Annotated in this window: 26 protein-coding genes; 18 read left to right on the top strand and 8 right to left on the bottom strand. The window is 74.1% G+C overall.

Annotated features, from left to right (window positions below; all coding sequences use genetic code 11):
* Window positions 1-3: 3 nt before the first annotated feature.
* Window positions 4-1,134: a hypothetical protein gene (locus DNK53_RS09375; protein ID WP_110182001.1), complete on the bottom strand. Its 1,131-nt coding sequence runs from the start codon at window positions 1,132-1,134 to the stop codon at window positions 4-6.
* A gap of 24 nt (window positions 1,135-1,158) precedes the next feature.
* On the opposite strand from DNK53_RS09375, the gene DNK53_RS09370 reads away from it, so the two are divergent.
* From DNK53_RS09370 to DNK53_RS09345, 6 genes are read left to right on the top strand one after another with little or no spacing between them, the layout of a single operon-like run.
* Complete coding sequence (locus tag DNK53_RS09370; RefSeq protein ID WP_239456448.1) at window positions 1,159-2,229, top strand: NADP-dependent oxidoreductase; 1,071 nt, start codon at window positions 1,159-1,161, stop codon at window positions 2,227-2,229.
* Between the two features lie 40 nt (window positions 2,230-2,269).
* Complete coding sequence (locus tag DNK53_RS17485; protein ID WP_162599857.1) at window positions 2,270-2,602, top strand: hypothetical protein; 333 nt, start codon at window positions 2,270-2,272, stop codon at window positions 2,600-2,602.
* A gap of 11 nt (window positions 2,603-2,613) precedes the next feature.
* A complete protein-coding gene (gene mshB / locus DNK53_RS09360) occupies window positions 2,614-3,537 on the top strand; it encodes an N-acetyl-1-D-myo-inositol-2-amino-2-deoxy-alpha-D-glucopyranoside deacetylase (RefSeq protein WP_110181998.1) in 924 nt (307 codons plus the stop codon).
* 7 nt (window positions 3,538-3,544) lie between these two features.
* The gene (locus DNK53_RS17480) at window positions 3,545-3,898 is read left to right on the top strand and encodes a hypothetical protein (protein ID WP_162599856.1); all 354 of its coding nucleotides are present in this window, start codon (window positions 3,545-3,547) and stop codon (window positions 3,896-3,898) included.
* 9 nt (window positions 3,899-3,907) lie between these two features.
* Window positions 3,908-5,671: a VanW family protein gene (locus DNK53_RS09350; RefSeq protein WP_110181996.1), complete on the top strand. Its 1,764-nt coding sequence runs from the start codon at window positions 3,908-3,910 to the stop codon at window positions 5,669-5,671.
* A 27-nt stretch (window positions 5,672-5,698) separates the two neighbouring features.
* Window positions 5,699-7,816 (top strand): acyltransferase family protein, encoded by a 2,118-nt coding sequence (locus DNK53_RS09345; RefSeq protein ID WP_110181995.1) that lies wholly within the window; start codon window positions 5,699-5,701, stop codon window positions 7,814-7,816.
* Between the two features lie 37 nt (window positions 7,817-7,853).
* Here the strand turns inward: DNK53_RS09345 and DNK53_RS09340 are convergent, their stop codons facing one another.
* Together DNK53_RS09340 and DNK53_RS09335 are read right to left on the bottom strand one after the other, a co-directional pair.
* Window positions 7,854-8,642 carry a ZIP family metal transporter gene (locus tag DNK53_RS09340; RefSeq protein ID WP_110181994.1) on the bottom strand — a complete coding sequence of 263 codons (789 nt, stop codon included), beginning with the start codon at window positions 8,640-8,642 and terminating at the stop codon, window positions 7,854-7,856.
* 28 nt (window positions 8,643-8,670) lie between these two features.
* The gene (locus tag DNK53_RS09335) at window positions 8,671-9,624 is read right to left on the bottom strand and encodes a GNAT family N-acetyltransferase (protein WP_110181993.1); all 954 of its coding nucleotides are present in this window, start codon (window positions 9,622-9,624) and stop codon (window positions 8,671-8,673) included.
* A 57-nt stretch (window positions 9,625-9,681) separates the two neighbouring features.
* Between DNK53_RS09335 and fdxA the strand changes: the two genes are divergently transcribed.
* A complete protein-coding gene (gene fdxA, locus DNK53_RS09330; protein WP_110181992.1) occupies window positions 9,682-10,008 on the top strand; it encodes a ferredoxin in 327 nt (108 codons plus the stop codon).
* A 5-nt stretch (window positions 10,009-10,013) separates the two neighbouring features.
* Entirely contained in the window at window positions 10,014-11,117 is a 1,104-nt protein-coding gene (dapC, locus tag DNK53_RS09325; protein WP_204163834.1) for a succinyldiaminopimelate transaminase, read from the top strand.
* Window positions 11,118-11,191: 74 nt separating this feature from the next.
* Here the strand turns inward: dapC and DNK53_RS09320 are convergent, their stop codons facing one another.
* Window positions 11,192-12,181, bottom strand: a complete 990-nt coding sequence (locus tag DNK53_RS09320; protein WP_239456447.1) for a VldE C-terminal domain-containing protein — start codon at window positions 12,179-12,181, stop codon at window positions 11,192-11,194.
* Between the two features lie 4 nt (window positions 12,182-12,185).
* A complete protein-coding gene (gene dapD, locus DNK53_RS09315; RefSeq protein WP_239456446.1) occupies window positions 12,186-13,151 on the bottom strand; it encodes a 2,3,4,5-tetrahydropyridine-2,6-dicarboxylate N-succinyltransferase in 966 nt (321 codons plus the stop codon).
* Between the two features lie 39 nt (window positions 13,152-13,190).
* Between dapD and DNK53_RS09310 the strand changes: the two genes are divergently transcribed.
* The 3 genes from DNK53_RS09310 to DNK53_RS09300 all read left to right on the top strand — a co-directional run bounded on the left by DNK53_RS09310 (window position 13,191) and on the right by DNK53_RS09300 (window position 15,387).
* Window positions 13,191-13,619 (top strand): hypothetical protein, encoded by a 429-nt coding sequence (locus DNK53_RS09310; RefSeq protein ID WP_162599855.1) that lies wholly within the window; start codon window positions 13,191-13,193, stop codon window positions 13,617-13,619.
* Window positions 13,616-14,044 carry a hypothetical protein gene (locus tag DNK53_RS09305; RefSeq protein WP_110181989.1) on the top strand — a complete coding sequence of 143 codons (429 nt, stop codon included), beginning with the start codon at window positions 13,616-13,618 and terminating at the stop codon, window positions 14,042-14,044. Before DNK53_RS09310 ends, DNK53_RS09305 begins: the two co-directional genes overlap by 4 nt.
* Before the next feature lie 113 nt (window positions 14,045-14,157).
* Complete coding sequence (locus tag DNK53_RS09300) at window positions 14,158-15,387, top strand: hypothetical protein (RefSeq protein WP_110181988.1); 1,230 nt, start codon at window positions 14,158-14,160, stop codon at window positions 15,385-15,387.
* Between the two features lie 12 nt (window positions 15,388-15,399).
* On the opposite strand, the gene DNK53_RS09295 is transcribed toward DNK53_RS09300, so the two are convergent.
* Window positions 15,400-15,948, bottom strand: coding sequence for a DinB family protein (locus DNK53_RS09295; protein WP_204163833.1), 549 nt, complete (start codon window positions 15,946-15,948; stop codon window positions 15,400-15,402).
* 336 nt (window positions 15,949-16,284) lie between these two features.
* Here DNK53_RS09295 and ileS point away from each other — a divergent pair, with 336 nt between their 5' ends.
* Genes ileS through DNK53_RS09265 form a run of 6 tightly spaced genes read left to right on the top strand, consistent with a single transcriptional unit; the run spans window position 16,285 to window position 23,194 of the window.
* Window positions 16,285-19,617: an isoleucine--tRNA ligase gene (gene ileS / locus DNK53_RS09290; RefSeq protein ID WP_110181987.1), complete on the top strand. Its 3,333-nt coding sequence runs from the start codon at window positions 16,285-16,287 to the stop codon at window positions 19,615-19,617.
* 44 nt (window positions 19,618-19,661) lie between these two features.
* Window positions 19,662-20,807 (top strand): succinyl-diaminopimelate desuccinylase, encoded by a 1,146-nt coding sequence (gene dapE, locus DNK53_RS09285; protein ID WP_110181986.1) that lies wholly within the window; start codon window positions 19,662-19,664, stop codon window positions 20,805-20,807.
* Window positions 20,804-21,559, top strand: a complete 756-nt coding sequence (locus tag DNK53_RS09280; protein WP_110181985.1) for an LOG family protein — start codon at window positions 20,804-20,806, stop codon at window positions 21,557-21,559. Before dapE ends, DNK53_RS09280 begins: the two co-directional genes overlap by 4 nt.
* Window positions 21,560-21,589: 30 nt before the next feature.
* Window positions 21,590-21,889, top strand: a complete 300-nt coding sequence (locus DNK53_RS09275) for a DivIVA domain-containing protein (protein ID WP_110181984.1) — start codon at window positions 21,590-21,592, stop codon at window positions 21,887-21,889.
* Window positions 21,890-21,938: 49 nt separating this feature from the next.
* A complete protein-coding gene (locus DNK53_RS09270) occupies window positions 21,939-22,361 on the top strand; it encodes a hypothetical protein (RefSeq protein ID WP_110181983.1) in 423 nt (140 codons plus the stop codon).
* Entirely contained in the window at window positions 22,358-23,194 is an 837-nt protein-coding gene (locus tag DNK53_RS09265) for a M14 family zinc carboxypeptidase (RefSeq protein ID WP_110181982.1), read from the top strand. Before DNK53_RS09270 ends, DNK53_RS09265 begins: the two co-directional genes overlap by 4 nt.
* Before the next feature lie 58 nt (window positions 23,195-23,252).
* On the opposite strand, the gene DNK53_RS09260 is transcribed toward DNK53_RS09265, so the two are convergent.
* Together DNK53_RS09260 and DNK53_RS09255 are read right to left on the bottom strand one after the other, a co-directional pair.
* Window positions 23,253-24,044: an enoyl-CoA hydratase-related protein gene (locus DNK53_RS09260; RefSeq protein ID WP_110181981.1), complete on the bottom strand. Its 792-nt coding sequence runs from the start codon at window positions 24,042-24,044 to the stop codon at window positions 23,253-23,255.
* A gap of 5 nt (window positions 24,045-24,049) precedes the next feature.
* Window positions 24,050-24,841: a PaaX family transcriptional regulator gene (locus DNK53_RS09255; protein WP_110181980.1), complete on the bottom strand. Its 792-nt coding sequence runs from the start codon at window positions 24,839-24,841 to the stop codon at window positions 24,050-24,052.
* Between the two features lie 138 nt (window positions 24,842-24,979).
* Here DNK53_RS09255 and DNK53_RS09250 point away from each other — a divergent pair, with 138 nt between their 5' ends.
* Window positions 24,980-25,147, top strand: a complete 168-nt coding sequence (locus DNK53_RS09250; RefSeq protein WP_082574674.1) for a DUF3117 domain-containing protein — start codon at window positions 24,980-24,982, stop codon at window positions 25,145-25,147.
* Window positions 25,148-25,156: the final 9 nt, after the last annotated feature.

Here is a 25,156-nt window from a genome sequence, read left to right as displayed (position 1 = left end):
GGGTCAGGAACGGCGCCGGTCGAACCAGGAGCGTCGCGCCGAGACGACCCAGCGGCGTCGCGGGTGCTCGGTCACCGACCACAGGCGGTCCTCGCCCGGCCGGTCGGACGGCCAGAACGACAGGTCCTCGGGCCCCATCGGCAGCGCCCACCGGTGGCGCTGCAGCGCCCCGGGCGAGCCGGTGAAGACCGACCCGGGCACCCAGGGGCCGTGGGAGACGCTCACGTGGTGCCGGCCGCGGGCCCGCACCGCGCCCTGCATCCCCAGGACGCCCCCGTCGTGCAGCGCCGGACGCGACAGCCCCTCCTCGTCGGTGGCCGGCAGCCAGGTGTCGGGGTCGAGCTCCAGCCGGGCCAGGCGGGTGGTCTGTCGGCCCCGCCCGTACTCCCCGGCGAGCAGGTCGGGGGGAGCGTCGGGCAGCGGGGAGCGGTCGAGCGAGAGGAACGAGTACCGCAGCCGCTCGTGCCCCTCGTCGGCGTGCGCCTGGTGGGCGTAGCGGACGGGCAGCACGTGGTGGTGGCCGAACGAGGCGACCCGGTCGCCGAAGAGGCCGATCTCGTCGGGCCGCTCGTCGTCGCCCGGCACCCGGAGCAGGTCGTCGACCCGGAAGGTGAGGAAGCCGCGACCGGTCGCGGCGACGTGCAGCCACGGCCCCGCCCAGGCGATCCCGCCGGCGTGGACCCGCACCCCCGACAGCGTCAGCTCGCCGCGGTCGTCGAAACGGGCGTCGACCAGCAGCACGTGCCGGTAGCGGAGCGTGTCGAGGTCGAGGAAGGTGACCCGCGAGCCGCGGCGCACCCCGTCCTTCTCCTTCGCGTACCAGGTGACCACCGCGAGCCGGCGGCCCTCGACGAGCCCGGAGGGGTCGGCGTCGGCGGAGGTGGTGATCCCCTGCGGCCACCAGACCGGGTCGCGCTGGTCGTAGGAGTCGAAGGCGATGGCGCGGTCGACGGCGCGCCCCAGCAGCCGTCCCACCGGCGACGGCCGGGCCCGGTACTTCAGGGCGCCCAGCAGCTCGGGCAGGCCGGCCCGGCCGCCGAGCACCCCGGCGAGGGCCTCGACCTCCGCCACGTGCTCCTCGCTGCGGCGCAGGTGGACCCCACCCACCGCCCGGTCGCCTGCTGGTCGGTCCATGCCCGCCACCGTAGTCTCGGGGCCGTGACCCAGACTCCTGACAACGCCACGTCCAGCCGTCCCGCCCGCAGCACCCAGGTGCGGATGGCCGCCCGTCCGGTGGGCGAGCCCGACGACTCGGTCTTCGAGCTCGTCGAGACCGACCTGCCCGAGCTCGCCGAGGGCCAGGTGCTGCTGCGCACCGTCTACCTCTCCCTCGACCCCTACATGCGCGGTCGGATGAGCGACGCCAAGTCCTACGCCGCCCCCTGGCAGGTCGGCGACGTGATGCAGGGCGCGACCGTCTGCGAGGTCGTCGAGTCGCGCTCCGAGCGCCGCGCGCCGGGCGACCTGGTCCTCGCCTACACCGGCTGGCAGACCCACGCGGTCGTCGACGCCCGCCACATGCGCTCGATCGACCCCGCCGCGGCCCCGATCTCCACGGCCGTCGGCGTGCTCGGCATGCCCGGCTTCACGGCGTACGCCGGCCTGCTGCAGATCGGCCGTCCGCAGCCGGGCGAGACCGTCGTCGTCGCGGCCGCCACCGGCCCTGTCGGCTCGGCGGTCGGTCAGGTCGCGAAGGTCAAGGGCGCCCGGGCCGTCGGCATCGCTGGCGGGGAGGAGAAGTGTCGCGCCCTCACCGAGGAGCTCGGCTTCGACGCCGCCGTCGACCACCGCTCGCCCACCTTCCGCGAGGACCTCGCCGCCGCCACCCCCGACGGGATCGACGTCTACTTCGAGAACGTCGGCGGGCCGGTCTTCGAGGCCGTCGCGCGCCGGCTCAACAAGTTCGCCCGGATCCCGGTCTGCGGGCTCGTGGCCAACTACAACGCCACCTCCGCCCCCGAGGGCCCGGACCGGCTCCCCGGCTTCATGAACAAGGTGCTCACCCTCAGCCTCACCGTGCGCGGCTTCATCCAGGACGAGTTCGTCGCCGAGCACGAGGCCGACTTCCAGCGCGAGATGGCCGCCTGGGTGGCCGACGGCTCGGTCCGCTACCGCGAGCACGTGGCCCGCGGCCTCGAGAACGCCCCCGAGGCCTTCCGCGGCATGCTCTCGGGCCGCAACTTCGGCAAGACCCTCGTCCAGGTCGGCGACGACCCGACGCAGGCGTAGCGCGGACGCGCAGGCTCAGGCACGGGACCGGGAGGCCACGGTGGCGCGGGCGATCTTCTACGACGAGGACGACGCGCGCGCCGTCCTCGCGCGGCTCGAGCGCGACGGCTGGTCGGCGACGCTGGAGCGGGAGCGCCTCGCGGGGGAGGACGACGACGAGGACCACCCGTGGGCCCTGCTCAGCGACGCCCCCGTCCCCGTGCTCGAGATGCTGGTCGAGGAGCACGACGGCTGGCTCGACGAGGAGGCCGGCGACGGGGGCGGCGCCGTCGCGCCCCCGGCCGCGCCGCCGCTGCCGGACGGGCCCCGCCGGGTGAAGCGCCCAGACCTCCTGGACGACCGCGCGGAGGGCCGGCGCCCGGCCGCTGACTAGGCTGGTCGACCATGAGCCCCCAGCCCGACCAGCGCATCCTGCTCGTCCACGCCCACCCCGACGACGAGTCCATCGGCAACGGCGCGACCATGGCGAAGTACGTCGCGCAGGGACGCGGCGTCACCCTGGTCACCTGCACCGCGGGCGAGCAGGGCGAGATCCTGGTCCCCGAGCTCGAGCACCTCGCGGCCGACCGCGAGGACGGGCTCGGCGAGCACCGCCGCGGCGAGCTGGCGGCCGCGATGAAGGCCCTCGGGGTGACCGACCACAGGTTCCTCGGCGGCTTCGGCACCTACCGCGACTCGGGCATGAAGTGGCACGCCGACGGCCACGCGGTGGCCGCCGACGAGGTGCACGAGAACGCCTTCTGGCGCGCCGACCTCACCGAGGCCGCCGACCACCTGGTGGCCGTCGTCCGCGAGGTGCGCCCCCAGGTGCTGGTGACCTACGACCAGTTCGGCGGCTACGGCCACCCCGACCACGTCCAGGCCCACCGCGTCGCCACCTACGCCGTCGCGCTGGCTGCGGTGCCGTCGTACCGCCGCGACCTCGGCCCGGCCCACGACGTCGCCAAGGTCTACTGGAGCGCGATGTCGGAGTCGCGGATGCGCGAGGGGCTGCGGGCGTTGCGCGCGGCGGGCGACACGACCACCTTCGAGGGGATCGACCCCGACGGCCCGATGCCCTTCGCCCGCCCCGACGAGGACCTCTCCGCGGCCGTCGACGCCAGCGACTTCGTCGGCGCCAAGATGGACGCCCTGCGCGCGCACGCCACGCAGATCACCACCGACGGGCCCTTCTTCGCGCTCTCCAACAACGTCGGGGCGGCGGCCTTCGGCGTCGAGCACTACCGGCTCGCCAAGGGCACGCCCGGGCCGCTGGGCCCCGACGGCCTGGAGGACGACCTCTTCGCCGGCCTCCCCTCGGGCCAGTGACCCGCCCGTGACGGTGCGTCGCGCGGCCGCCGCGGTCCTCCTCCTGCTGCTCGGTGCCCTCGCCGCCCTGGGGGGCGTCCTGGTGCACGGGCGCTGGTGGGGTCTGGCGCTCACGTGGGCCCTGCTGGTCGCGGCGCTGGTCGCCCTCCCGCCCGGGTGGTGGGCGCGGCTGGCGTTCGCGGCGGGCTGGGTGGCCGTCCTCGGATGGGCTTTGGCGCCGCGGCCAGAGGGCGACTTCCTGGTGGCCGGGACGGCCCAGGGGTACGGCGTGCTGGCCAGCGGCCTGCTGGCTGCGGTGTGGGGGATCGGCACGCTGCCACGCCGCGGCCGGAATCGTGGCGAACTGGGCGGAGCCTCCTAGACTCGCCGGGTGCCCCAGTCCAACGCCACGCCCCCCGACGTCGCCGAGGCCGACCCGACCGCGGAGAAGGCCGGCGGCCGCGTCGTCGTCCTCCTGCTCCTCGGGCTGGTGCTGCTGGCCGGGGCGGGGTACGCCGCCGCGCACCAGGTCGCCGGCGACAAGGTGCCCCGCGGCACCACGGTCGAGGGCGTGGAGATCGGCGGCCGCTCGCAGGCCGACGCCGCCCGTGCGCTCGAGCGCGGGCTGGCCGAGCGCGAGCGGGCCCCGCTGACCGTGGTCGTCGACGGGCAGGAGCGCAGCGTCACCCCGGCCGAGGCCGGCCTCTCGGTCGACCACGAGGCCTCGGTCGCCGAGGCCGGCGGCACCGACTCGTGGTCGCCCGCCCGGCTCTGGGACTACTACACCGGGGGCGACGACCTCGACGCGGTCGTCCAGGTCGACGAGACGGCGATGACGACGCTGCTCGACTCCGTCCAGGACGAGCTCGGGACGCCGCCCCGCGAGGGCGCGGTGCGGCTCGTCGACGGGGAGGTGCGGACCCGCTCGCCGCGGATCGGCGAGGGGATCGAGCGCGAGCAGGCCCGCGACGCCCTCGTCGCGGCGTACCTCTCCGAGGAGCCGCGCGCCGAGCTGGACGTGGTCGACCTGGAGCCCGAGATCGACGAGGCCGACGTGCAGGAGGCCCTCACCTCCTTCGCCAACCCGGCGGTCGCGGAGCCGGTCACGCTCACGCTCGACGACCAGGTCGTCACCCTGGCGCCGGCGCAGTACACCCGGGCCCTCTCCCTGCAGCCGGTCGACGGGGCGCTCGAGCCGACCCTGGACACCGAGCGGCTCGCCGAGGTCGTCGACGACGCGCTCGCCGGCGACGGCGGGCCGGTCGACGCCACCGTCGCGCTGGTCGACGGCCGGCCGCAGGTGGTCCCCGACAAGCCGGGCGCGAGCTTCGACCAGGCCGAGATCGACGCCGCGTTCCTCGACCTGGTGGCGGCCCCGTCGGGCCAGCGCAACCTCGCGGTCACCGCGACGGTGGCGCGCGCCGACTTCCGGACCGCCGACGCCGAGGCGCTGAACATCAAGGAGAAGGTCTCCTCCTTCACCACCTACTTCCCGCACGCGGACTACCGCAACACCAACCTGGGCCGGGCCGCCGAGCTGATCGACGGGACCGTGCTCAAGCCGGGTGAGACCTTCTCGCTCAACGACACGGTCGGGGAGCGGACCCGGGCGAACGGCTTCACCGAGGGGTTCATCATCGCCAACGGGATCTTCAAGGAGGACCTCGGCGGCGGCGTCTCCCAGATGGCCACCACCGTCTTCAACGCGATGTTCTTCGCCGGCCTCGAGGACGTCGAGCACAAGCCGCACTCCTTCTACATCGACCGCTACCCGGTCGGTCGCGAGGCGACCGTGGCCTGGGGCGCGATCGACCTCCGCTTCCGCAACGACACCGACCACGGGGTGCTCATCGACGCCAAGGTCTCGCCGAGCAGCCCCGGCGGCCAGGGCGCGGTCACGGTCTCGATGTGGTCGACCAAGGTCTGGGACATCGACTCCACGACCAGCCCCCGCTACGCCTTCACCCAGCCGGAGACGCGCACCCTCTCCACCCCCGACTGCTACCCCAACGCGGGGTACGGCGGCTTCGACGTCGACGTGAAGCGGATCTTCCGCCGCCCGGGGAGCGCGAAGGTCGTGAAGACCGAGACCTTCACGACCACCTACACGCCGTCGGACACGGTGATCTGCAAGCCGCCCGCCGGGCAGGGCTGACCACCGGCCTCGTAGGGTCGGGGGGCGATGAGCCTGCCGACGACTCACCGACGTTCCGCCCACCCGGGACCGCCCCGCTGGTCCTACCGACCCGAGCTGGACGGGATGCGCGCCTCCGGGGCGCTCGTCATCATCTTCTTCCACGCCCAGGTCACGGGGTTCTCGTCGAGCTTCGTCGTGCTCGACATGTTCTTCGTGCTGTCGGGCTTCGTCGTCACCAACGTGGTGCTCCGCGAGGTCGACGCCAAGGGCCGACTGGCCCTCGGTGCCTACTACGCGCGCCGGGTGCGGCGGCTGCTGCCGGCGGCGGTCGCGACCGTCGTCGGGACCAGCCTCGTCTTCCTGCTCCTCGCCTCCCAGCCGGAGCGGTTCGAGCTGGTGCGGCAGGCGCAGTCGGCGCTGCTCTACCTCGCCAACTGGCAGTTCATCGCCGACGGCGCCGACTACTTCGCGGGCGACATCCGCGAGTCGCCGTTCATGCACTTCTGGTCGCTGTCGGTGGAGGAGCAGTACTACATCTTCTTCCCCCTGCTGGTGATCGCGTGGCACCGCTGGGGCCGCAGCAGGCCCCGGGTGCTGCTCGGGGTGGTCGGGGCGCTCATGGCGGCCTCCGTGACCGCCCAGGTGCTGCACGCCCGGGTCGACCCGATGCGCGCCTACTTCGGCACGGACACCCGGCTCTTCCAGCTGCTGGCCGGGGTGGCGCTCGCCGTGGCGCTGCGCGAGTACGCCCTCTCCCGCGACGCCGACGGCCGGGTCGCGTGGCCCCGGCTCGGGTCCGCGCTCGCGACCGCCGGCGCGCTCGGGTTCGTCGTCCTCGGCACCGAGCTGGTCGGCATGAGCGTGAGCAACCGCAACCTGCTCGCGACCGTGGTCTCGCTGGCGCTGGTCGCCGGGGCCTACACGGCGCCGGCGGCCCCGGTGGCCCGCTTCCTGGCGCTGCCGGCGATGGCGTTCCTGGGCAGGATCTCCTACGGGATGTACCTGTGGCACTGGCCCGTGATCGTCGTCCTCGAGCGCCTGCTCGACGCCCCCGGGCTGGTGGTGGCCGCCCTCACCGTGCCCCTCACCATCGGGCTCGCCCAGTTCTCCCACTACTTCCTGGAGACCCCGATCCGGACGGGGAGGCCCCTCGACCGCGTGCACTGGCCGGTCGTCGGCACCGGCCTGGCCGTCTCCGTGGCCGCCGCCGTGGTCGTCGTGCCGCCCGTGCTGGAGAGCGCCCGGACGCCGGCGCTGGCGGCCACGGCCCGGCCGGCGGCCACGACCGTGGTCTCCGAGCGCGCCGAGAGCGGCGACCGGCTCGCCGAGCAGCTGCGCCGCCCGGTGCCGAGGGGCCTCGACTTCAGGAGGATCGGCAAGGACCGGGGGCCGGCGGTGACCCGCTGCGAGCCCGACGACCCCGGGGCGTGCCTCGTCGTCGACGGGGACGGCCCGCACGTGGTGCTGGTCGGGGACAGCCACGCCCGGATGCTCACCCCCGCCTTCACGACGCTCGCCCGGGAGCGGGGCTTCCGGCTCTCGGCCAACGTCGTCCCCGCCTGCCCGTGGCCGCACGGCTTGCTCAGCGACAAGGCCCGCGGTGCCAACCGGGACCGGTGCCTGGAATCGCGCGACGGCTTCTACCAGCGCACCCTGCCGCAGCTCGACGCCGACGTCGTGGTGCTGGTCAACGCCCCGCGGGGGGACGGCGTGGGCGAGGCCCTGGTCGACTACCGGGGCCGTGAGGTGGAGCTCCCCGGCGCCTTCGCCACCGCCGTCGACCGGACCGTCCGGCTGGTCGAGCGGGCCGGCGCCAAGGCCGTGATGGTCAAGGGGATCATCGGCACCGGCGGCTGGGGCCCCGACGGCCCCGACCCCCTCGACTGCCTGGCCCGGGCCGGCACGCAGGGGGAGTGCGTCGTCGTCCCGCCCCAGGACCGCCCGCTCTCGGACAGCTACTACCGGGTGGCCGCGGGGTCGAGCGCGGCGGCGGCCACGGTCGACCTCAACCCCGTCGTCTGCCCTGACCACCCCACGTGCCGGCCGGTCGTCGGCGGGCAGGTGGTCTGGCGCAACGCCGACCACGTCACCGCGTCCTACCTCGAGGAGCACCGCGACGAGATCTGGCAGGCCCTGCGGGGGACGGGCTTCCTCGAGGAGTGAGCCGGGCGGGTGAGCCGGGCGGGCCGGCACGGGCCGCTCAGAGCGTGGCGAGGAAGAACGAGAGCACGAAGCCGGCGGCGGTGGCCAGCGCGACCGTGGGTCCGCCCTTCTCGTAGGCCTCGGGCATGAGCGTGTCGGCCAGGGAGGCCAGGACCGCGCCGGCGGCGAAGGCGAGCGGCAGCGAGAGGGTCTCCGGGTCGGCGCTCGACAGCGGTCCCGCGCCGACCACCACCGCGGCGGCCAGGAGCACGGCGCAGAGCGCCCAGGTCCCGACCACGAAGGCCTGGGAGCGGCCCTGCTCGCGCATGGACGCGCTGCCGACGAGCGCCTCGGGGAAGTTGGAGACGAAGATCGCCGCGAGCAGGGCGAGGCCACCGCTGCCCTCGCCCAGGGAGACCCCGAGGGCGACGTTCTCGGGGACGCCGTCGAGGGTGACGGCCGCCAGCAGCGCCAGGCCCGCGGCACCGCTGTGGGAGGCCGCGGAGGTGGCGGAGTCCGACGCGGGCGCGTCGGTGTCGAGCTTGGCGCTGCCGGGGTCGGCGTCCGCGTCGTCGGCGGTTCCGGCGGCGGCGCGGCGGTCCAGCCACTGGCTGAGCAGGGTGAAGACGACCGCGCCGACGAGGAGCCCGAGCGCGGAGCGCCACAGGCCGCCCTGCTCGTAGGAGTCCTCGAAGAGCTCGAAGGCCAGCGCCGTGATCAGCGCGCCCGAGGCAAAGGCCAGCATCGCCGCCAGCAGGGCCTTGGGCAGCCTCAGCCAGCCGCCAGCGAGCGCGCCCAGGACCAGCGCGCTGGACGCGATCGTGCCGAAGATCAGCGACTCACCCATGCCGGAGGCGTACCCCGGGGGCGTCCCCTCATGCCGTCAGGTACGTCATCTCGTGGTGCACCGCGAAGCCGAGCCGCTCGTAGAGCGCCAGGGCGGCGGCGTTCTGCGTCTCCACGTGCAGCCAGGCGGTGGTCGCGCCCTGCTCGGCGCCCCACTCCAGGAGGGCCGCCAGCACGGCGGTGGCGAGCCCGCGCCGGCGCTCGGAGGGGTCGACGTGGAGCCGGTGCACGCCGAGCCAGTCGCCGTCGAGGGCGGCGGCGCCGCGGGCCGCCTCCGCCCCGGCCGCGGACCGGACCGACACGGTCACCCCGGTCCCGGTCCCGGTCCCGGTCAGGTCGACCTCGTCGGCCGCCGCGACCTCGCGCGCCCGGCGCAGCGCCCGCGCGGTCGAGGCGAGCAGCAGGTACGCCGCCCCGCCCGGGACCTCGCGCCAGCCCTGGTCGAGCAGCGCGGCGTGCGGGGCCGAGCCGGGCTCGACGTGGACCAGCGCCGGCCGGTCGCGCGCGGCGTAGAAGGCGCGCACCGCGGCCGCCGCCGCGTCTGGCGGCAGGCCGGGGTCGCCCACCGCGAGGCACGAGTTGGCCCGCTTCACCAGCCGGCCGACGGGGGAGGGGTCGCTGCGCAGCACCCACTCGCCGAGCGGCTCGACCTCCAGGCCGGGCCACAGCGAGGCCGTGTGCCGCTCGGCCTCCCCGACGCCGACCCGGTGCCGCACCGAGGGGCGCGGCGGCACGGGCTTGCCGGAGACGATGTCGGCGACCCTGACCTCGACCACGGTGCCGTCCTCGCGCTCCAGCACGCAGAGGCCGTCCGCCCAGCGCCGGCAGGTGCCCAGCACGTCGGTGAAGGCGGGTCCGCCCGTGGGGCCGGTCTCGCCCCGCAGCAGCCGGCGCACCACGACGCGCAGGCCCACCACGTGCGGGCCGAGGGTGTGGGAACCCGGCTGGTGGCCCAAGGGGTGGGGTTCGGCGGTCGGAGGCACGCAGGGATACTAGGCTGGCCCTCAGCCCCATCCGCCCTCAGATCCCAGGAGGACCCGGTGACCTACGTCATCGCCCAGCCGTGTGTCGACGTCAAGGACCGCGCGTGCGTCGACGAGTGCCCAGTCGACTGCATCTACGAGGGCAAGCGGATGCTCTACATCCACCCCGACGAGTGCGTCGACTGCGGCGCCTGCGAGCCGGTCTGCCCGGTCGAGGCCATCTTCTACGAGGACGACACCCCGGAGGAGTGGAAGGACTACTACGACGCCAACGTCAACTTCTTCGACGACCTGGGCTCGCCCGGCGGCGCGGCGAAGATGGGCGTCATCGAGAAGGACCACCCGATGATCGCGGCGCTGGAGCCGCAGAACCAGGACCACTGACGCCGGTGGAGTCCACGGTCTCGGCCCGGCTCCCCGACTTCCCCTGGGACCACCTGACCCAGCACGCGGCAACCGCCCGGGCGCACCCCGACGGGATCGTCGACCTCTCAGTCGGCACCCCCGTCGACCCCACCCCCGAGGTGGCGCAGCGGGCGCTGGCGGCCGCCGCCGACGCGCCCGGCTACCCGGTCACGGTCGGGCGGGTGGAGACCCGGCAGGCCGTGGTCGACTGGCTGGGCAGGCGGTTCGGCGTGACCGGCCTCGACGTGGACGGCGTCCTCCCGGCGGTCGGCTCCAAGGAGCTGATCGGCTCGCTGGCGCTCCACCTCGGCATCGGCCCGGGCGACCTGGTCGTGCAGCCCGCGCTGGCCTACCCGACGTACGAGGTCGGGGCGGCGCTCGTGGGCGCCGAGCTGGTGGCGACCGACAGCCTCACGGCGATCGGTCCGCGCACCCCGCGGCTGCTCTGGCTCAACAGCCCCTCCAACCCGACCGGCCGGGTGCTGCCCGTCGAGCACCTCAAGAAGGTCGTCGACTGGTGCCGCGACCGGGGCACCTTGCTCGTCTCCGACGAGTGCTACCTCGAGTGCGGCTGGGAGCCCGACAGCCCGCCGGTCAGCGTCCTGCACCCCGACGTCTGCGGCGGCAGCACCGAGGGGATCCTCACCGTCCACTCGCTCTCCAAGCGCTCCAACCTGGCGGGCTACCGCTGCGCGTTCGTGGCCGGCGACGCGGGCGTGGTGGCCGAGCTCCTCGCCGTCCGCAAGAACCTCGGCCTGCAGATGCCCGAGCCCCAGCAGCGGGTGATGGCCGCCGTCCTCGCCGACGACGACCACGTCGCCGAGCAGCACGCCCGGTACGCCGTCCGGCGGGCGGCCCTGCGCGGCGCCCTGGAGGGCGCGGGCTTCCGGATCGACCACAGCGAGGCGAGCCTCTACCTCTGGGCCACCCGCGACGAGGACTGCTGGGAGACCGTCTCCTGGTTCGCCGAGCGCGGCATCCTCGTGGCCCCCGGCTCGTTCTACGGTGCGGCCGGCTCGCGGCACGTGCGGGTGGCCTTCACCGCCACCGACGAGCGGGTCGCCGCGGCGGCCGACCGCCTGCACTGAGCCCGTCCCGTCCCGACCGACCGACCCGACCCGGCGGGCGCCGGGTCCGTCGAGCCGCCGAGCCGCCGAGCCGCTCAGGCGAAGACGTCGACGTGCACGTGGTCGCGGTGCTCGAGGATCGCGAGGTCGCCGCGCGACGAGCGCGGCACCCGGTAGTCGCGCCACCCGTCGTCGGAGCGCCGCGCCTGCCAGATCCGGTCGTCGAAGATGACGGTCTGGATCTTGAGCCGGGCGGCGTGCGCGACCAGGTAGTGGGCGACGGCCCAGCCGCGACGCCGGTTGTCGTCGCCCACGGGCCGGAAGAAGACGTCGACCGCGCGGCCGTCGTAGTGGGTGGAGCCGGCCATGTGGCCGTCCCGCACCCCGCCGGGGGCGAACCCGCCCAGCGACTGGGGGCCGAAGGCTCCCTCGACCGCGAGCCGCACCCGGTCGGCCCGCTTGGTCAGCCCCGTGGCGACGAGGTCGGCCGAGGCCGCGCCGACGCCGTCGTCGACCGTGCAGCTCCACGCCTCCGGGGAGTTGCCGGTGAGCGCCGAGGCGAGGATCCGCGCGTCCTCCTCGTGGTCGGCGTAGGCGTCGGGGTAGGCCGACCGCTGCACCTCCTGGGCCGCGACGGTGACCTCCATCGACCGGTAGTCCCCGATCTTCTCGAGGGCGTCGTAGAAGGCGTTGGTGGCGAAGACGGGGTCGAGGACCTCCTCGGCCGTCCCCCAGCCCTGCGAGGGGCGCTGCTGGAAGAGGCCGAGGGAGTCGCGGTCGCCGTACTCGATGTTGACGATCTTGGACTCCTGGTAGGCCGTGGCCAGCGCGATCGTCGCGGCGCGCGCGGGCATCCCGCGGCGGACCGCCACCGCCGCGATCAGCGCCGCGTTCTCGGCCTGCTCGTGGGAGAGCGTGACGCGCCTGCCGTCGATCTCGGCGACGCACTCGTCGCGGGAGAGCAGGGGGCCGATGCCGCGGTCGAAGACCACGCAGATGCCCCAGAAGAGCGCGCCGGCCACGACCAGCGCGACGACCCAGTGCCAGCCGCTCGACCGGCGCGGCGCCGGCGGCGGTGCCGGCACGCCGTCAGTCGTTGGCGTGGAGGGCGTCGTTGAGCGCAATGCCCTGGCCCTTCCACGGCGCGGCCTCGACCGCGCCGGTCACCGAGTTGCGGCGGAAGAGCACGTTGCTCGCGCCGGAGAGCTCCGCGGCCTTGACCACCCGGGAGCCGTCGCCCTCCAGCACGGTCACCTTGGTGCCGGCGGTGACGTAGCAGCCGGCCTCGACCACGCAGTCGTCGCCCAGCGAGATCCCGATGCCGGCGTTGGCGCCGAGCAGGCACCGCTCGCCGACCGAGACCACCTCGGTGCCGCCGCCGGAGAGGGTGCCCATGATCGAGGCGCCGCCGCCGACGTCGGAGCCGTCCCCGACCACGACCCCGGCGGAGATCCGGCCCTCCACCATCGAGGCGCCCAGGGTGCCGGCGTTGAAGTTGACGAAGCCCTCGTGCATCACGGTGGTGCCGCTGGCGAGATGGGCGCCCAGCCGGACCCGGTCGGCGTCGGCGATCCGGACGCCGGACGGCACGACGTAGTCGACCATCCGGGGGAACTTGTCGACGCCGAAGACGGTGACGTGCTGGCCCGCGGCGCGCAGCCGCGCGCGGACCGTCTCGAAGCCCTCGACGCGGCACGGGCCCGCGGAGGTCCACACGACGTTGGCGAGCAGGCCGAAGACGCCGTCCATCGAGATGCTGCGCGGGGTGACCAGGCGGGCGGAGAGCAGGTGCAGGCGCAGCCAGGCGTCCTGCGCGGTGGCGGGGGCGGCCGCGAGGTCGGCGACCTCCACCAGCTCGACGGCGCGGGTGACCTGACGCAGCTCGTCGTGGCCCTCGAGGCCGGCGAGCTCCTCGGGCACCGGTGCGCCGTCACCTGCCTCGTCGTGACGGCCCAGCGCCGGGCGCGGGAACCAGACGTCGAGGACGGTGTCGGCGGAGTCGCGGGAGACGAGGCCGTAGCCCCAGGCGGCGGAAGCAGTCACGGTCGAGGTCACGCTCCGAACTCTACGGGGGCGCTCGATACCCTCAGGCACGTGTCTCCCGCCTTGTCGTACGCCGTCGCCGGGTTCCTCGGCCTCGTCACCGTGCTCGCCCTCGTCGCCCTCCGCCTGCCCGGCCTCGACCCCGTCGTGCGCCGCTTCATGGTCGCCGCGCACGGCGCCACCGCGGTCGTGGTGCTGCTCGACGTGGTGACCCTGCTGCGCGGGCACGAGGTCGAGTCGCCGGTCACCCACATCGGCTACGCGGTGGCCGCCGTGGGCCTCCCGGTGATCCTGCTGAACCGGCGTCCGCTGCTCGACGAGGACGAGGGGCTGGAGCGCGGCGAGGAGAGCGGCGAGGAGAGCGGCGACGGCGCGGAGCCCGCCGAGTCCGCCGAGCCCGACCTGCCCCACCTCGGGGTCGTCGCGGTGACGGCCGCGGCGATGGTGGTCCTCGTCGTCCGCCTCCAGCTCACGTGGTGAGCGCGGGTTCGGGGCGGCCCGTCCCGGCACGCCGGCGCGCGGTCGGCCAGGTGCTGATCGCGGCGTACGCCGTCTTCGCCGTCGCCGCGGGCGCCCGGTCGTTCGCGCAGGTCGTCACCAAGCTCGACGAGGCGCCGGTCGCCTACCTGCTCTCCGCGGTCGCCGCGGTGGTCTACCTCGTCGCGACCCTGGCCTTCCGGCGTGCCGGGCGGCCGGCGTTCCGGGTCGCGCTGGGCGCCTGCCTCTTCGAGCTGGTCGGCGTGCTGGGGGTGGGGCTGTGGACGTACCTCGACCCCGACCTCTTCGCCGACGCGACCGTCTGGTCGCACTTCGGGCAGGGCTACGGCTTCGTCCCGCTGGTGCTGCCGTTCGTCGGTCTGGCCTGGCTGCGGCACGTCGAGCCGGAGACGCGCCCGGCGCGCTGATCGGTCGGCCTGCCGCCTCCGTCCTTGCCGACGACCGCGGTTCCGGTCATGCTGTGGGCATGAACCACGGGGGAGATGCCAGTCACGCGCGCGCTCGGGCGGCCCGGTGGGGGGTGTCCTGGCTCGCCCTCGTGCTCACCGCGCCCGCCGCACTCCTCGGGGGCGGCGTGGTCGCAGCCGCCGCCGGCCCCGCGCCCGGGACGGCTCCAGGCGGCGACGGCGAGGTGCTGCGGCTGCAGACCGCGACGCTGACCTCCCACGGGCCGGGGCTGCCGCTGGCAGGCACGCCGGTCGGCCGGCAGCTGGCCGGGGCCACCGTGCGCACCGAGGTGTACGGGATGCAGACGGGTGAGCCGAAGTACTTCCCCGAGGTCGACGTGCAGCTGGCCGGCGTCCCCGGGACCGACCACGACGACGACGCCCGGCTCACGGTGGCGTTCGGCCACCTGGTCGGCGGCACCTGCACCCCCAGCGAGCACTACCAGCGCGACGTCACGTCGGGTCGTGACGGCAGCAGCTACCGCTTCACCGGCTACACCCCCGACTACTGGAACGGCACCCCGGACCGGCCGTGGGACTGCCTCTACGTGATCCTGGGCTCCCTGGACGGGCAGACCGTGTACGACGCGCTGGTCGGCGAGCTCGTCAACACCTACGAGTCGCCCGTCGTCGAGCTCGGCGACGTGGAGCTGCTAGGCAAGAAGCAGCGGCAGCTGCGACTGGTCCGTGGGGCGTGGACCACGATCGACGTGGGGCTGCGCAACACGGGCCCGATCGGGACGCTCCCGTTCGAGGTCAGCGGGTCGGGGAGGGGTGTGCAGGTCGGCAAGGTCGCCGTCGAGGGAGTGGAGCAGGGGGCCGAGACGGCGGTCCGACTGATGGTGAGGCTCAAGGGCGGCAAGGGCGGCAAGAAGGTCGGGCCGTTGACCCTGACCGCCAGGGGGACGGGCGTGGATGCCACCCGCAGGATCAAGGTCAGGTCCGTCGCACCGCCGCCGCGACCGAGGGCGGGGCGCTACCGCAGCTCCGACGGCCGGGTCCACTTCCGGATCCGCAACGGCCGGGTCATCGGGTGGACCGGCACGATGCAGACCCAGTGCGGGGGCTACGGGTCCGTCCCGCAGTACACGCAGAACACCTACGACTTCCCGAAGGAGGTGAAGGTCCCGCGCCACGGCATCGTGGACGCCTCCACCTCGGGCCGGGCGGCCGGGAACACCTGGAGCGCCTCCCTCCGGATGCTGGTGAAGGGCTCGAAGGCGACCCTCGGCCGGTTCCACTACGGCACCGAGGGGCCCTGCACCGCCAGCGTGGGCTTCACGGCGAAGCGGGTCGGGCGCTAGGGCCGGCGGAGCCTACTGGCCCTTGCGGCCGTCGATCGCCTCGCGGAGGAGGTCGGCGTGGCCGGCGTGGCGCGCGTACTCCTCGAGCAGGTGGACGACCACGTCGCGGACCTCGATCGGCACCCCGTGCACCAGCACGTGGGAGTCGAGGTCGAGCTCGACGAAGAGCTTGCGGGAGTGGGTGAGCTCGCGGAACCAGGCCTCCCAGGCCTCGATCACCAGGTCGTCGTCGGCGACCGCGCCGTCGAAGTCGTTGTCGGGCACCTCGTCGGTGTCGTAGAGCCGCGGCAACGCCCAGTCGCCCTCGAGCACCCGACGGTTCCAGTGGTGCTCGACCCGCGCCAGGTGGCGGACCAGGCCCAGCAGCGACAGCGTGGACGGCGGCACGGAGCGGCTCGCGAGCTGCTCGGCGTCCAGGCCGTCGCACTTGAGGTCGATGGTGGTCCGGTAGCGGTCCAGGTACTCCAGCAGGATCGCCTTCTCGCCCACGGCGGGGACGTCGGCGACGCGGGGGTCGTGCTCAGGGTCCACCCACATGTCGGGTGCCTTGCGCTGGGTCATGGGGGACATTCCACCAGATGCCCCCACCGCGGCCTCGCAGAACCCGTGTGACGGGAGGTGTGTCCGGCGTCTAGGATCGTCCCAGGCGTTCGAGCCGTCATCAGCGGCGAGCCTCCGGAAGAACAGGCCTCCCACACCGGGGAGCGCCCCACTAGACCCGGACGGGTGGGCCCGGCACAGCCCTCGACGAAGCGGTCCCGAGGTCTCGTCAGGCTCGACCTGCGAGCACCTCCGGGACAAGCGAGGTGGTACCGCGGCTCCCGCTGCCCAGCCGGCAGGGGTCGTCCTCGCGGCAAGGAAGAGCAGCCGCGCACGACGACCGCAGGAGCAGCGCCGATGACCTACCCGAAGGTCTCCCACCTCACCACCAGCGAAGCCGCCACCGGGGTGCCCAGCAGCCCTTCCTTTCCGGCGATCGAGGAGGCGGTCCTCGCCCACTGGGCCGCGGACGACACCTTCCGCGCGAGCGTCGAGCAGCGCGACGCCGGCCCCGACGGGAGCAACGAGTTCGTCTTCTACGACGGTCCGCCCTTCGCCAACGGCCTGCCGCACTACGGCCACCTGCTCACCGGCTACGTCAAGGACATCGTGCCGCGCTACCAGACGATGCGCGGCAAGCGCGTCGAGCGCCGGTTCGGCTGGGACACCCACGGGCTGCCCGCCGAGCTCGAGGCGATGCGCCAGCTGGGCCTCAAGACCACCGACGAGATCCACGACATGGGCGTGGAGAAGTTCAACGACGCCGCCCGGACCTCGGTGCTGCGCTACACCGACGAGTGGCGCGAGTACGTCACCCGGCAGGCGCGCTGGGTCGACTTCGACGACGACTACAAGACGCTCAACCCCGAATACATGGAGTCGGTGATCTGGGCGTTCAAGCAGCTCCACGACAAGGGGCTGGTCTACGAGGGCTTCCGGGTGCTGCCCTACTGCTGGAACGACGAGACGCCGCTGTCCAACCACGAGCTGCGGATGGACGACGACGTCTACCAGGTCCGGCAGGACCCCGCCGTCACCGTCGGCTACCGGATCGAGCCCGACCCGGCGCTCGGCGGCGAGGACCCGCTCGCCGACGTCCTGGCCCTCATCTGGACGACGACGCCGTGGACGCTGCCCTCCAACCTCGCCGTGATGGTGGGCGAGGAGATCGACTACGTCGTGGTGGAGGGGCCCGTCCCCGGGACCGACCGCACCGCCCGCTACCTGCTCGCCGAGCCCCGGCTGGCGGCGTACCAGCGGGAGCTCTTCCCCGACGCCGACGAGCCGGTCGTGCTCTCGCGGCACCGCGGCGCCGACCTGGTGGGGCGCAGCTACACCCCGCCGTTCTCCTACTACCTCGGCCACGAGAACGCGTTCCGGCTCGTCGGCGCCGAGTTCGTCACCACCACCGACGGCACCGGGCTGGTGCACACCGCCGGCGCCTTCGGCGAGGACGACAAGGTCGTCACCGACCGCGAGGGGATCGAGGCGGTGATGCCGGTCGGCAGGGACGGCCGCTTCACCCACCCGGTCGCCGACTACGCCGGGATGCAGGTCTTCGACGCCAACCCGCACGTCATCGACCACCTCAAGGCCGCCACCCGCGCCCTCTCGTCGGTCGAGGAGGGCGGAGCCCCTCTCGAGACCGGCTCGGTCACGCCCGGCACGGTGCTGCTGCGCCGCGAGACCTACGACCACTCCTACCCGCACTGCTGGCGCTGCCGGCAGCCGCTCATCTACAAGGGCGTCTCCTCGTGGTTCGTCGAGGTGACGGCGTTCAAGGACCGGATGGTCGAGCTCAACCAGCAGATCCGCTGGGTGCCCGAGCACATCAAGGACGGCCAGTTCGGCAAGTGGCTGGAGAACGCCCGCGACTGGTCGATCACCCGCAACCGCTTCTGGGGCAGCCCGGTGCCGGTCTGGAAGAGCGACGACGAGGCCTACCCGCGGATCGACGTCTACGGCTCCCTCGAGGAGATCGAGCGTGACTTCGGCCGGCTGCCGCGCGGCGCCGACGGCGAGCCCAACCTGCACCGGCCCTACGTCGACGACCTCGTGCGGCCCAACCCCGACGACCCGCGGTCGCCGGAGGAGGGGCAGTCGATGATGCGCCGCGTCACCGACGTGCTCGACGTGTGGTTCGACTCGGGCTCGATGTCGTTCGCCCAGAACCACTACCCGTTCGAGAACGCCGAGTGGTTCGACGGCACCGCGGAGAAGAAGGGCCACTTCCCCGGCGACTTCATCGTGGAGTACATCGGCCAGACCCGCGGCTGGTTCTACACGCTGCACGTCCTGGCGACCGCGCTCTTCGACAAGCCGGCCTTCTCGTCCTGCATCAGCCACGGCATCGTGCTGGGCTCCGACGGCAACAAGATGAGCAAGTCGCTGCGCAACTACCCCGACGTGAGCGAGGTCTTCGACCGCGACGGGGCCGACGCGATGCGCTGGTTCCTCATGGCCAGCCCGATCCTGCGGGGCGGCAACCTCGTGGTCACCGAGCAGGGGATCCGCGACGGCGTGCGCCAGGTGATGATCCCGCTGTGGAACAGCTGGTACTTCTTCCAGCTCTACGCCAACGCCGCCCGCCCGGGCGGGTACGACGCCGCCCGCTCGACCGCCTCGACCGACCCGCTCGACCGCTACCTGCTCGCCAAGACCCGGCAGTACGTCGCGGCGATGACCGAGCAGCTCGACGCCTACGCGATCGCGGACGCCTGCGAGACCACCCGCGGCTTCCTCGACGTGCTGAGCAACTGGTACATCCGGCGCTCCCGCGAGCGGTTCTGGGCCGTCGGCGGCGAGCTCGACGAGACGGGCGAGGCCGCCTTCGACACCCTGCACACGGTGCTCGAGGTGCTCTGCCGGGTCACCGCCCCGCTGCTCCCGCTCACCACCGAGGAGGTGTGGCGCGGGCTCACCGGGGGCCGGTCGGTGCACCTCGCCGACTGGCCGCGGGTCGACGAGCTGCCCGCCGACGACGACCTGGTCGCGGCGATGGACACCGTCCGCGACGTCTGCTCCGCCGGCTCCGCCCTGCGCAAGGCCGCGCGCCTGCGCAACCGGCTGCCGCTGGCCGGACTCACCGTGGTCGTGCCCGGGGCCGCGGCCCTGGCCGGCTTCGAGTCGATCGTCGCCGACGAGCTCAACCTCAAGGCGGTGCGCCTGCTGGACGCCGACGACCCCGAGGCGGCGTCGTACGGCGTGGAGCAGCGGCTGGCGGTCAACGCCCGAGCCGCGGGTCCCCGCCTCGGCAAGGACGTCCAGGTCGCCATCCGGGGCGCCAAGTCCGGCGACTGGTCGGTGGCCGAGGACGGCACCGTGACCGCCGGGGGGCTGGCGCTGGTGGAGGGCGAGTACACGCTCGAGACCGTGGCGGCCGCCGACGACGGGGAGAGCGCGACCCAGGTGCTGGCGCGCGGCGGCTTCGTCGTCCTCGACACGCGGGTCACGCCCGAGCTGGAGGCCGAGGGCCGGGCCCGCGACGTCGTCCGCGCCGTGCAGCAGGCCCGCCGCGACGCGGGTCTCGAGGTCACCGACCGGATCGCCCTGACCGTCTCCGGCCCGGGCGAGGTGCTCGACGCGGTGCGCACCCACGAGGCGCTGGTGGCGGGGGAGACCCTGGCCACCTCGGTCTCCTACGCCGACGCGGAGGGGCTGGAGGTGCGCGTGGAGCCGGTCCGGGGCTGACCTGGCGGGACCGTGGCCGCGGCGGCGAGTGGTTGGATGGCCCCATGCCGGACCAGCCCGACCATCCCGACCGCTCCGACCAGACCGATCGCCCCGACCAGCCCGCCCCCGACCCGATCCGGGACGTGGAGCTGGACCTCGGCCTGGACGTCGTCAGCCTGACCCGCCGGCTGGTCGACATCGAGTCGGTCAGCCACCACGAGCAGCGGATCGCCGACGCCGTCGAGCGCGCGCTGTCGGCCCTGCCCCACCTGACGGTGGTCCGCCGGGGCAACACGCTGGTCGCCCGCACCGACCTCGGCCGGGGCGAGCGGGTGGTGGTCGCCGGCCACCTCGACACCGTGCCGGTGAACGACAACCTCCCCTCGCGGCTCGAGGACGGCGTGCTGCACGGGCTCGGCAGCTGCGACATGAAGGGCGGCGACGCGGTGATCCTCCGGCTCGCCGCGACCGTGCCGGAGCCGAACCGCGACCTCACCCTCGTGCTCTACGAGGCCGAGGAGGTCGAGGCGGTCCACAACGGCCTGCGGAAGCTCTCCGAGAGCGACCCCGGGCTGCTCGAGGCCGACTTCGCGATCCTCATGGAGCCCTCCAACGCGTCGGTGGAGGCCGGCTGCCAGGGGACGCTGCGCGTCGACGTGCGGACCCGCGGCGAGCGGGCCCACTCCGCCCGCAGCTGGCGCGGGGTCAACGCGATCCACGCCGCCGGCGAGGTGCTGGCCCGGCTCGCGGCCTACGAGGCCCGCCGGCCCGAGATCGACGGCCTCACCTACCGCGAGGGGCTCAACGCCGTCGGGATCCGCGGCGGGGTGGCCGGCAACGTCGTCCCCGACGAGTGCGTGGTCGAGGTCAACTTCCGGTTCGCCCCCGACCGCAGCGAGGCCGACGCCCTGGCCTTCGTCACCGACTTCTTCGACGGCTTCGAGGTCGAGCTGACCGACTCCGCCCCGGGCGCCCTGCCGGGTCTGCACCTGCCGGCCGCGAGGGCGTTCGTGGAGGCCGTCGGCGGGGAGGTGGCGCCCAAGTTCGGCTGGACCGACGTGGCGCTCTTCTCCCGGCTCGGGGTGCCGGCGGTCAACTTCGGCCCGGGGGACCCGTTGTACGCGCACAAGCAGGACGAGCAGGTCCCGGTCGCCGACCTCGTGCGGTGCGAGGAGCAGCTCCGGGCCTGGCTGGAGGGGGAGCGATGAGGTCGCAGTACCGGGGACTGGTGCGGCGACGCCGCCAGCAGGTCGAGGACAGCACGTCGGACCAGCGGCTGCTGGACTCGCGCGGGCCCGCGGACTGGGCCCACACCGACCCGTGGCGGGTGCTCAAGATCCAGGCCGAGTTCGTCGAGGGGTTCAACGCCCTGGCCGAGCTCGGGCCGGCGATCGCGGTCTTCGGCTCCGCCCGGACCGCCGCCGACCACCGCTACTACGCGCTCGCCGAGCAGGTCGGGCGGGCCCTGGTCGCCGAGCAGTTCGCCGTCATCACCGGCGGCGGACCCGGCGCGATGGAGGCGGCCAACAAGGGCGCCAGCGAGGCCGGCGGGACCAGCGTGGGGCTGGGCATCGAGCTGCCCTTCGAGGCGGGCCTCAACGAGTGGGTGGACCTCGGCGTCCACTTCCGGTACTTCTTCGCCCGCAAGATGATGTTCGTCAAGTACGCCCAGGGGTTCGTGGTGCTCCCGGGCGGGCTCGGGACCTTCGACGAGCTCTTCGAGGCCCTCACGCTGGTGCAGACCCGCAAGGTCACCTCGTTCCCGGTGGTGCTGATGGGGGTCGACTACTGGTCCGGCCTGATGGACTGGTTGCGCGCCACCGTCCTGGCGGAGGGCAAGATCTCCCCCGAGGACCTCGACATGATCCGCCTCACCGACGACGTCGACGAGGCCGTCGCGCTGATGGTCGAGGCGCGGGAGGGGCGCTACCCGAGCCCCGCTCCGCACACGAGCGAGTGACGGGGGACGACGAGTGAGGGGCTGGAGCAGATGGTGACGTGGGTGCTGGTGGCGGTGCTGGTGCTGGTGCTGGGCGGCGTGGCCGCCGTGGCAGCCGGACGGACCGGGACGTGGGAGGAGCCGGAGCGGGACCGGGTGGCGGTCCGCCTCCCCGACGGGCCCCTGACCCGCGCCGACCTGGGCCGGGTCCGCTTCCCGATGGCCTTCCGCGGCTACCGGATGGCGGACGTCGACGCCCTGCTCGACCGGCTCGGCCGTCAGCTCGAGGACGCCCCCGCGCCGTCGGCGACCGGGCACGGCGCCCAGGACGACGGCGGCGAATCTGCCTGAATCGGCGTTTCCGTGGCGCCGACCACATCTCTACGGCACACTTCCCTGCGTGGAGTCAAAGGAAATCATCGTCTGGGTCCTGACCGGACTGGGTCTCGTGGTCATCCTCCTCACCCGGGTGCGCCTGGGCAAGGACGAGACCGAAGGGCCCATGAAGGTGAACAAGCCGGCCCTCAACGTGCACACGTTCGTGGGCCTGCCGGCGTTCGCCCTCTGGGTCGCGTGGCTGATCATGTCCGAGGACTCGTTCCTCGGTGGTGACGTCGCCGGCATCGTCGCCCTCGCGCTGTGGTGGATCGCGGCGCTCGCCGGGCTGGCCCTGCTGCTGCGCTGGCTGCCCTCGCGCGGCCGGCACGCCACCAACGTCGAGGAGGACACGTGGAGCGAGGGGCCCGGGCTGTCGATCCTGGCGCACGCCGGGCTCTTCATCGGGGTCTGCGTCTTCACCTTCTTCTACCTGACCGCTGCGTGACGGGCAGGCGACGTCCCGGCCCCGCCGGGGTCCTCGCCGCTGCCCTCGCGCTCGTCTGCCTCGCGCCCGGTCCGGCCTCCGCCGGCCCGGGCGTCGGCGTTCCCGGCGCCTTCGTTCCCGGCGCCACTGTGGTCGGCACCTCCGTGGCTGCCGACCGGAGCGCGGAGCACGCCGGTCGACCGCGCGCGGTCGTCGCGCGCCGGGTGATCGGGCGCTCGGTGCAGGGCCGGCCGATCACCGCGTGGCGGCTGGGCGAACCGGGACGACGCACCGTCGTGCTGCTCTCGACCATGCACGGCGACGAGCCGGCGACCCGCCAGCTCCTGGCGGCGCTTCGTGACGGGCGCCCGCTGCGCGGCATCGACCTGTGGGTGGTGCCCACCTACAACCCCGACGGCCTCGCCCGCGGCACCCGGCAGAACGCCCGGGGCGTCGACCTGAACCGCAACTTCCCGCGCGACTGGCGCGACCTCGACGGCCGCTACGAGTCCGGGCCCCGGCCGGCGAGCGAGCCGGAGACCCGGGCGGTCATGCGCTTCCTGCGCCGGGTGGACCCGAAGCGGGTGCTGAGCTTCCACCAGCCGCTGCACGGCGTCGACACCGACACCAAGGACCCCGTCTTCGCGCGCCGGCTCGCCCGCGGCCTGCGGCTCCCGACGACGAGCCTCGACTGCGGCGGGACGTGCCACGGCACGATGACCGGGTGGTTCAACGCCACCTTCGCCGGTGCTGCCCTCACCGTGGAGTACGGCGCGCACCCCTCCCGCCGCCGGATGCGGGTCGAGGCACCCCGCCAGCTGCTGCGGGTCCTGCGGGCGCGACGGGGACGCTGAGCCGGCGCCGGACCAGTGCCGGCCGGACGGGCCGGACAGCCTCAGCGGGCCCCGGAGCTCAGCGGCCCCGGAAGACCGGCTTCTCCTTGGCGAGGAAGGAGTCGACCGCGGCGGCGTGGTCCTCGGTGGCCCCCGTGGCGGTCATCATCGACGCCTCGAACGCGAGCGCGTCGGTGAACGAGTGCTCCGCTGCGTACGCCACCGACCGCCGGATCGCGCCGAGGGCGGCCGTCGGACCGGTCGCGAGGCGGGCCGCCAGGGCGTGGGTGGTCGCCTGCAGCTCGTCGGCCGGGACGACCCGACCGGCCAGCCCCATCTCCACCGCCTCGGTCGCGGGGACGGTCGTGGGCAGGTAGAGCAGCTCGAGCGCCTTCTCCCGGCCGACCAGCCGCGGCAGGGTCCAGCTGGTGCCGGTGTCGCAGGAGAGCGCGATCCCGGCGAACGCGAAGTTGAAGCCCGCGGAGTCGGAGAGGACCCGCAGGTCGCACGCGAGCGCGAGCGACACCCCGGCGCCCGCGGCGACCCCGTTGACGGCGCAGACCACCGGCTTCGGCATGGAGGCGAGCGCGGTGACGATGGGGTTGTAGTGCTCCTCCACGGTCCGGAAGAGGGAGTCGCGGTCGGGGCCGCGCAGGATCGCGACGTGCTCCTTGAGGTCCTGGCCGACGCAGAAGGCCCGTCCGCTCCCGGTGAGGACGACGGCCCGCGCCTCCGGGTCCTCGGCGACGGCGGCGACCACGTCGCGCAGCCGCTCCTTGGTCGCCACGTCGAGGCTGTTCATCGCCTCGGGACGGTTGAGGGTGATGGTGGCGACGCCGTCGCGCACCTCGAGCAGCACCGGGTCGGCCATGCGGGTCAGTCTGCCCCAGGGGACAGGGCCCTGGCCACGAAGCGCTCGGCCGACTCGCGCAACCGGTCGGCCTCGCGGGTGAAGTACGCCGCGGCGCGGTCGCCCGGCCAGTCCGCCGGCAGCAGCTCGGAGGGCAGCGCCGGGTCGGTGAAGAGGAACTTGCGCCACTCGTGGACCAGGTGGAAGCGGGCGGCGAAGGCGGCCTCGTCGGGGTCCTCGTGGGCGGCGAGGTGGCGGGCGACCGAGGCCGCGGCGTCGGCGAGCCACTCCTCGTAGGCCCGTCCGAGGCCCTCGAGGTCCCAGCAGGAGAGCGGGGTGCCGGCCGGGTCGAGCTCCGTGGCGCGGGCGAGGACCGCCGTGGCCCCGCACCGGGCCAGGGCCTCCGCCAGCTCCTCCCGCGGCCACGGGCTGAGCCAGGTGTGCGGGCGCAGCTCGGCGTAGCCGAGGTAGGTCAGCTCGCGCTGCAGGCGGGCCCGGTCGGTGCGGCTCCCCGAGCAGGTGACCAGCGCCAGCTGCCACGAGCCGTCCCAGGGCTGCGGTCGGCGGTCGTAGATCCGCTCGGCCGCCCGGGCGAGCCGGCGCACGGCGCGCTCGGTGGCGGCGTACCCGCGACCGCGCTCGGTGGCCACCGGTTCCAGCCAGCCCTGCGCCACCATCCGGGAGATCGCCGTGCGGACGGCGGGGGCCGCGATCCCGACGGGCCCCAGGAGCCGGACCAGACCGGCCACGGGCGCACGGTTCCCGCGCCCGGGCAGCAGGTCGCCGTAGACGTCGAAGAGGGCGGAGCGGGCGTGCACGGCAGCAGTGTCTCAGGGCAGGCCGAGGGCTGTCCCGCAGACCTGTGGTGCGGGTCACCGTGTGCATGGGGGATAATGGGAAACTGAAGCATCCCTGCGGCCGAGGGCCGCGCAGACACAGGAAGCAGAGGTGCGCTCATGGCGGCCATGAAGCCGAGGACGGGCGACGGACCGCTGGAGGTCACCAAGGAGGGACGCGGCATCGTGATGCGGGTCCCGCTGGAGGGCGGGGGCCGCCTCGTGGTCGAGCTCAACGCCGAGGAGGCCGGAGCCCTCGGCGACGCCCTCAAGGACGTCGTCGGCTGACCGTGGCAG

Source organism: Nocardioides solisilvae (genome assembly GCF_003194625.1).
Taxonomy (GTDB): Bacteria; Actinomycetota; Actinomycetes; order Propionibacteriales; family Nocardioidaceae; genus Nocardioides; species Nocardioides solisilvae.
Note: the sequence above shows the minus strand (reverse complement) of the source record. Positions and strands in the feature narration are given on the sequence as shown.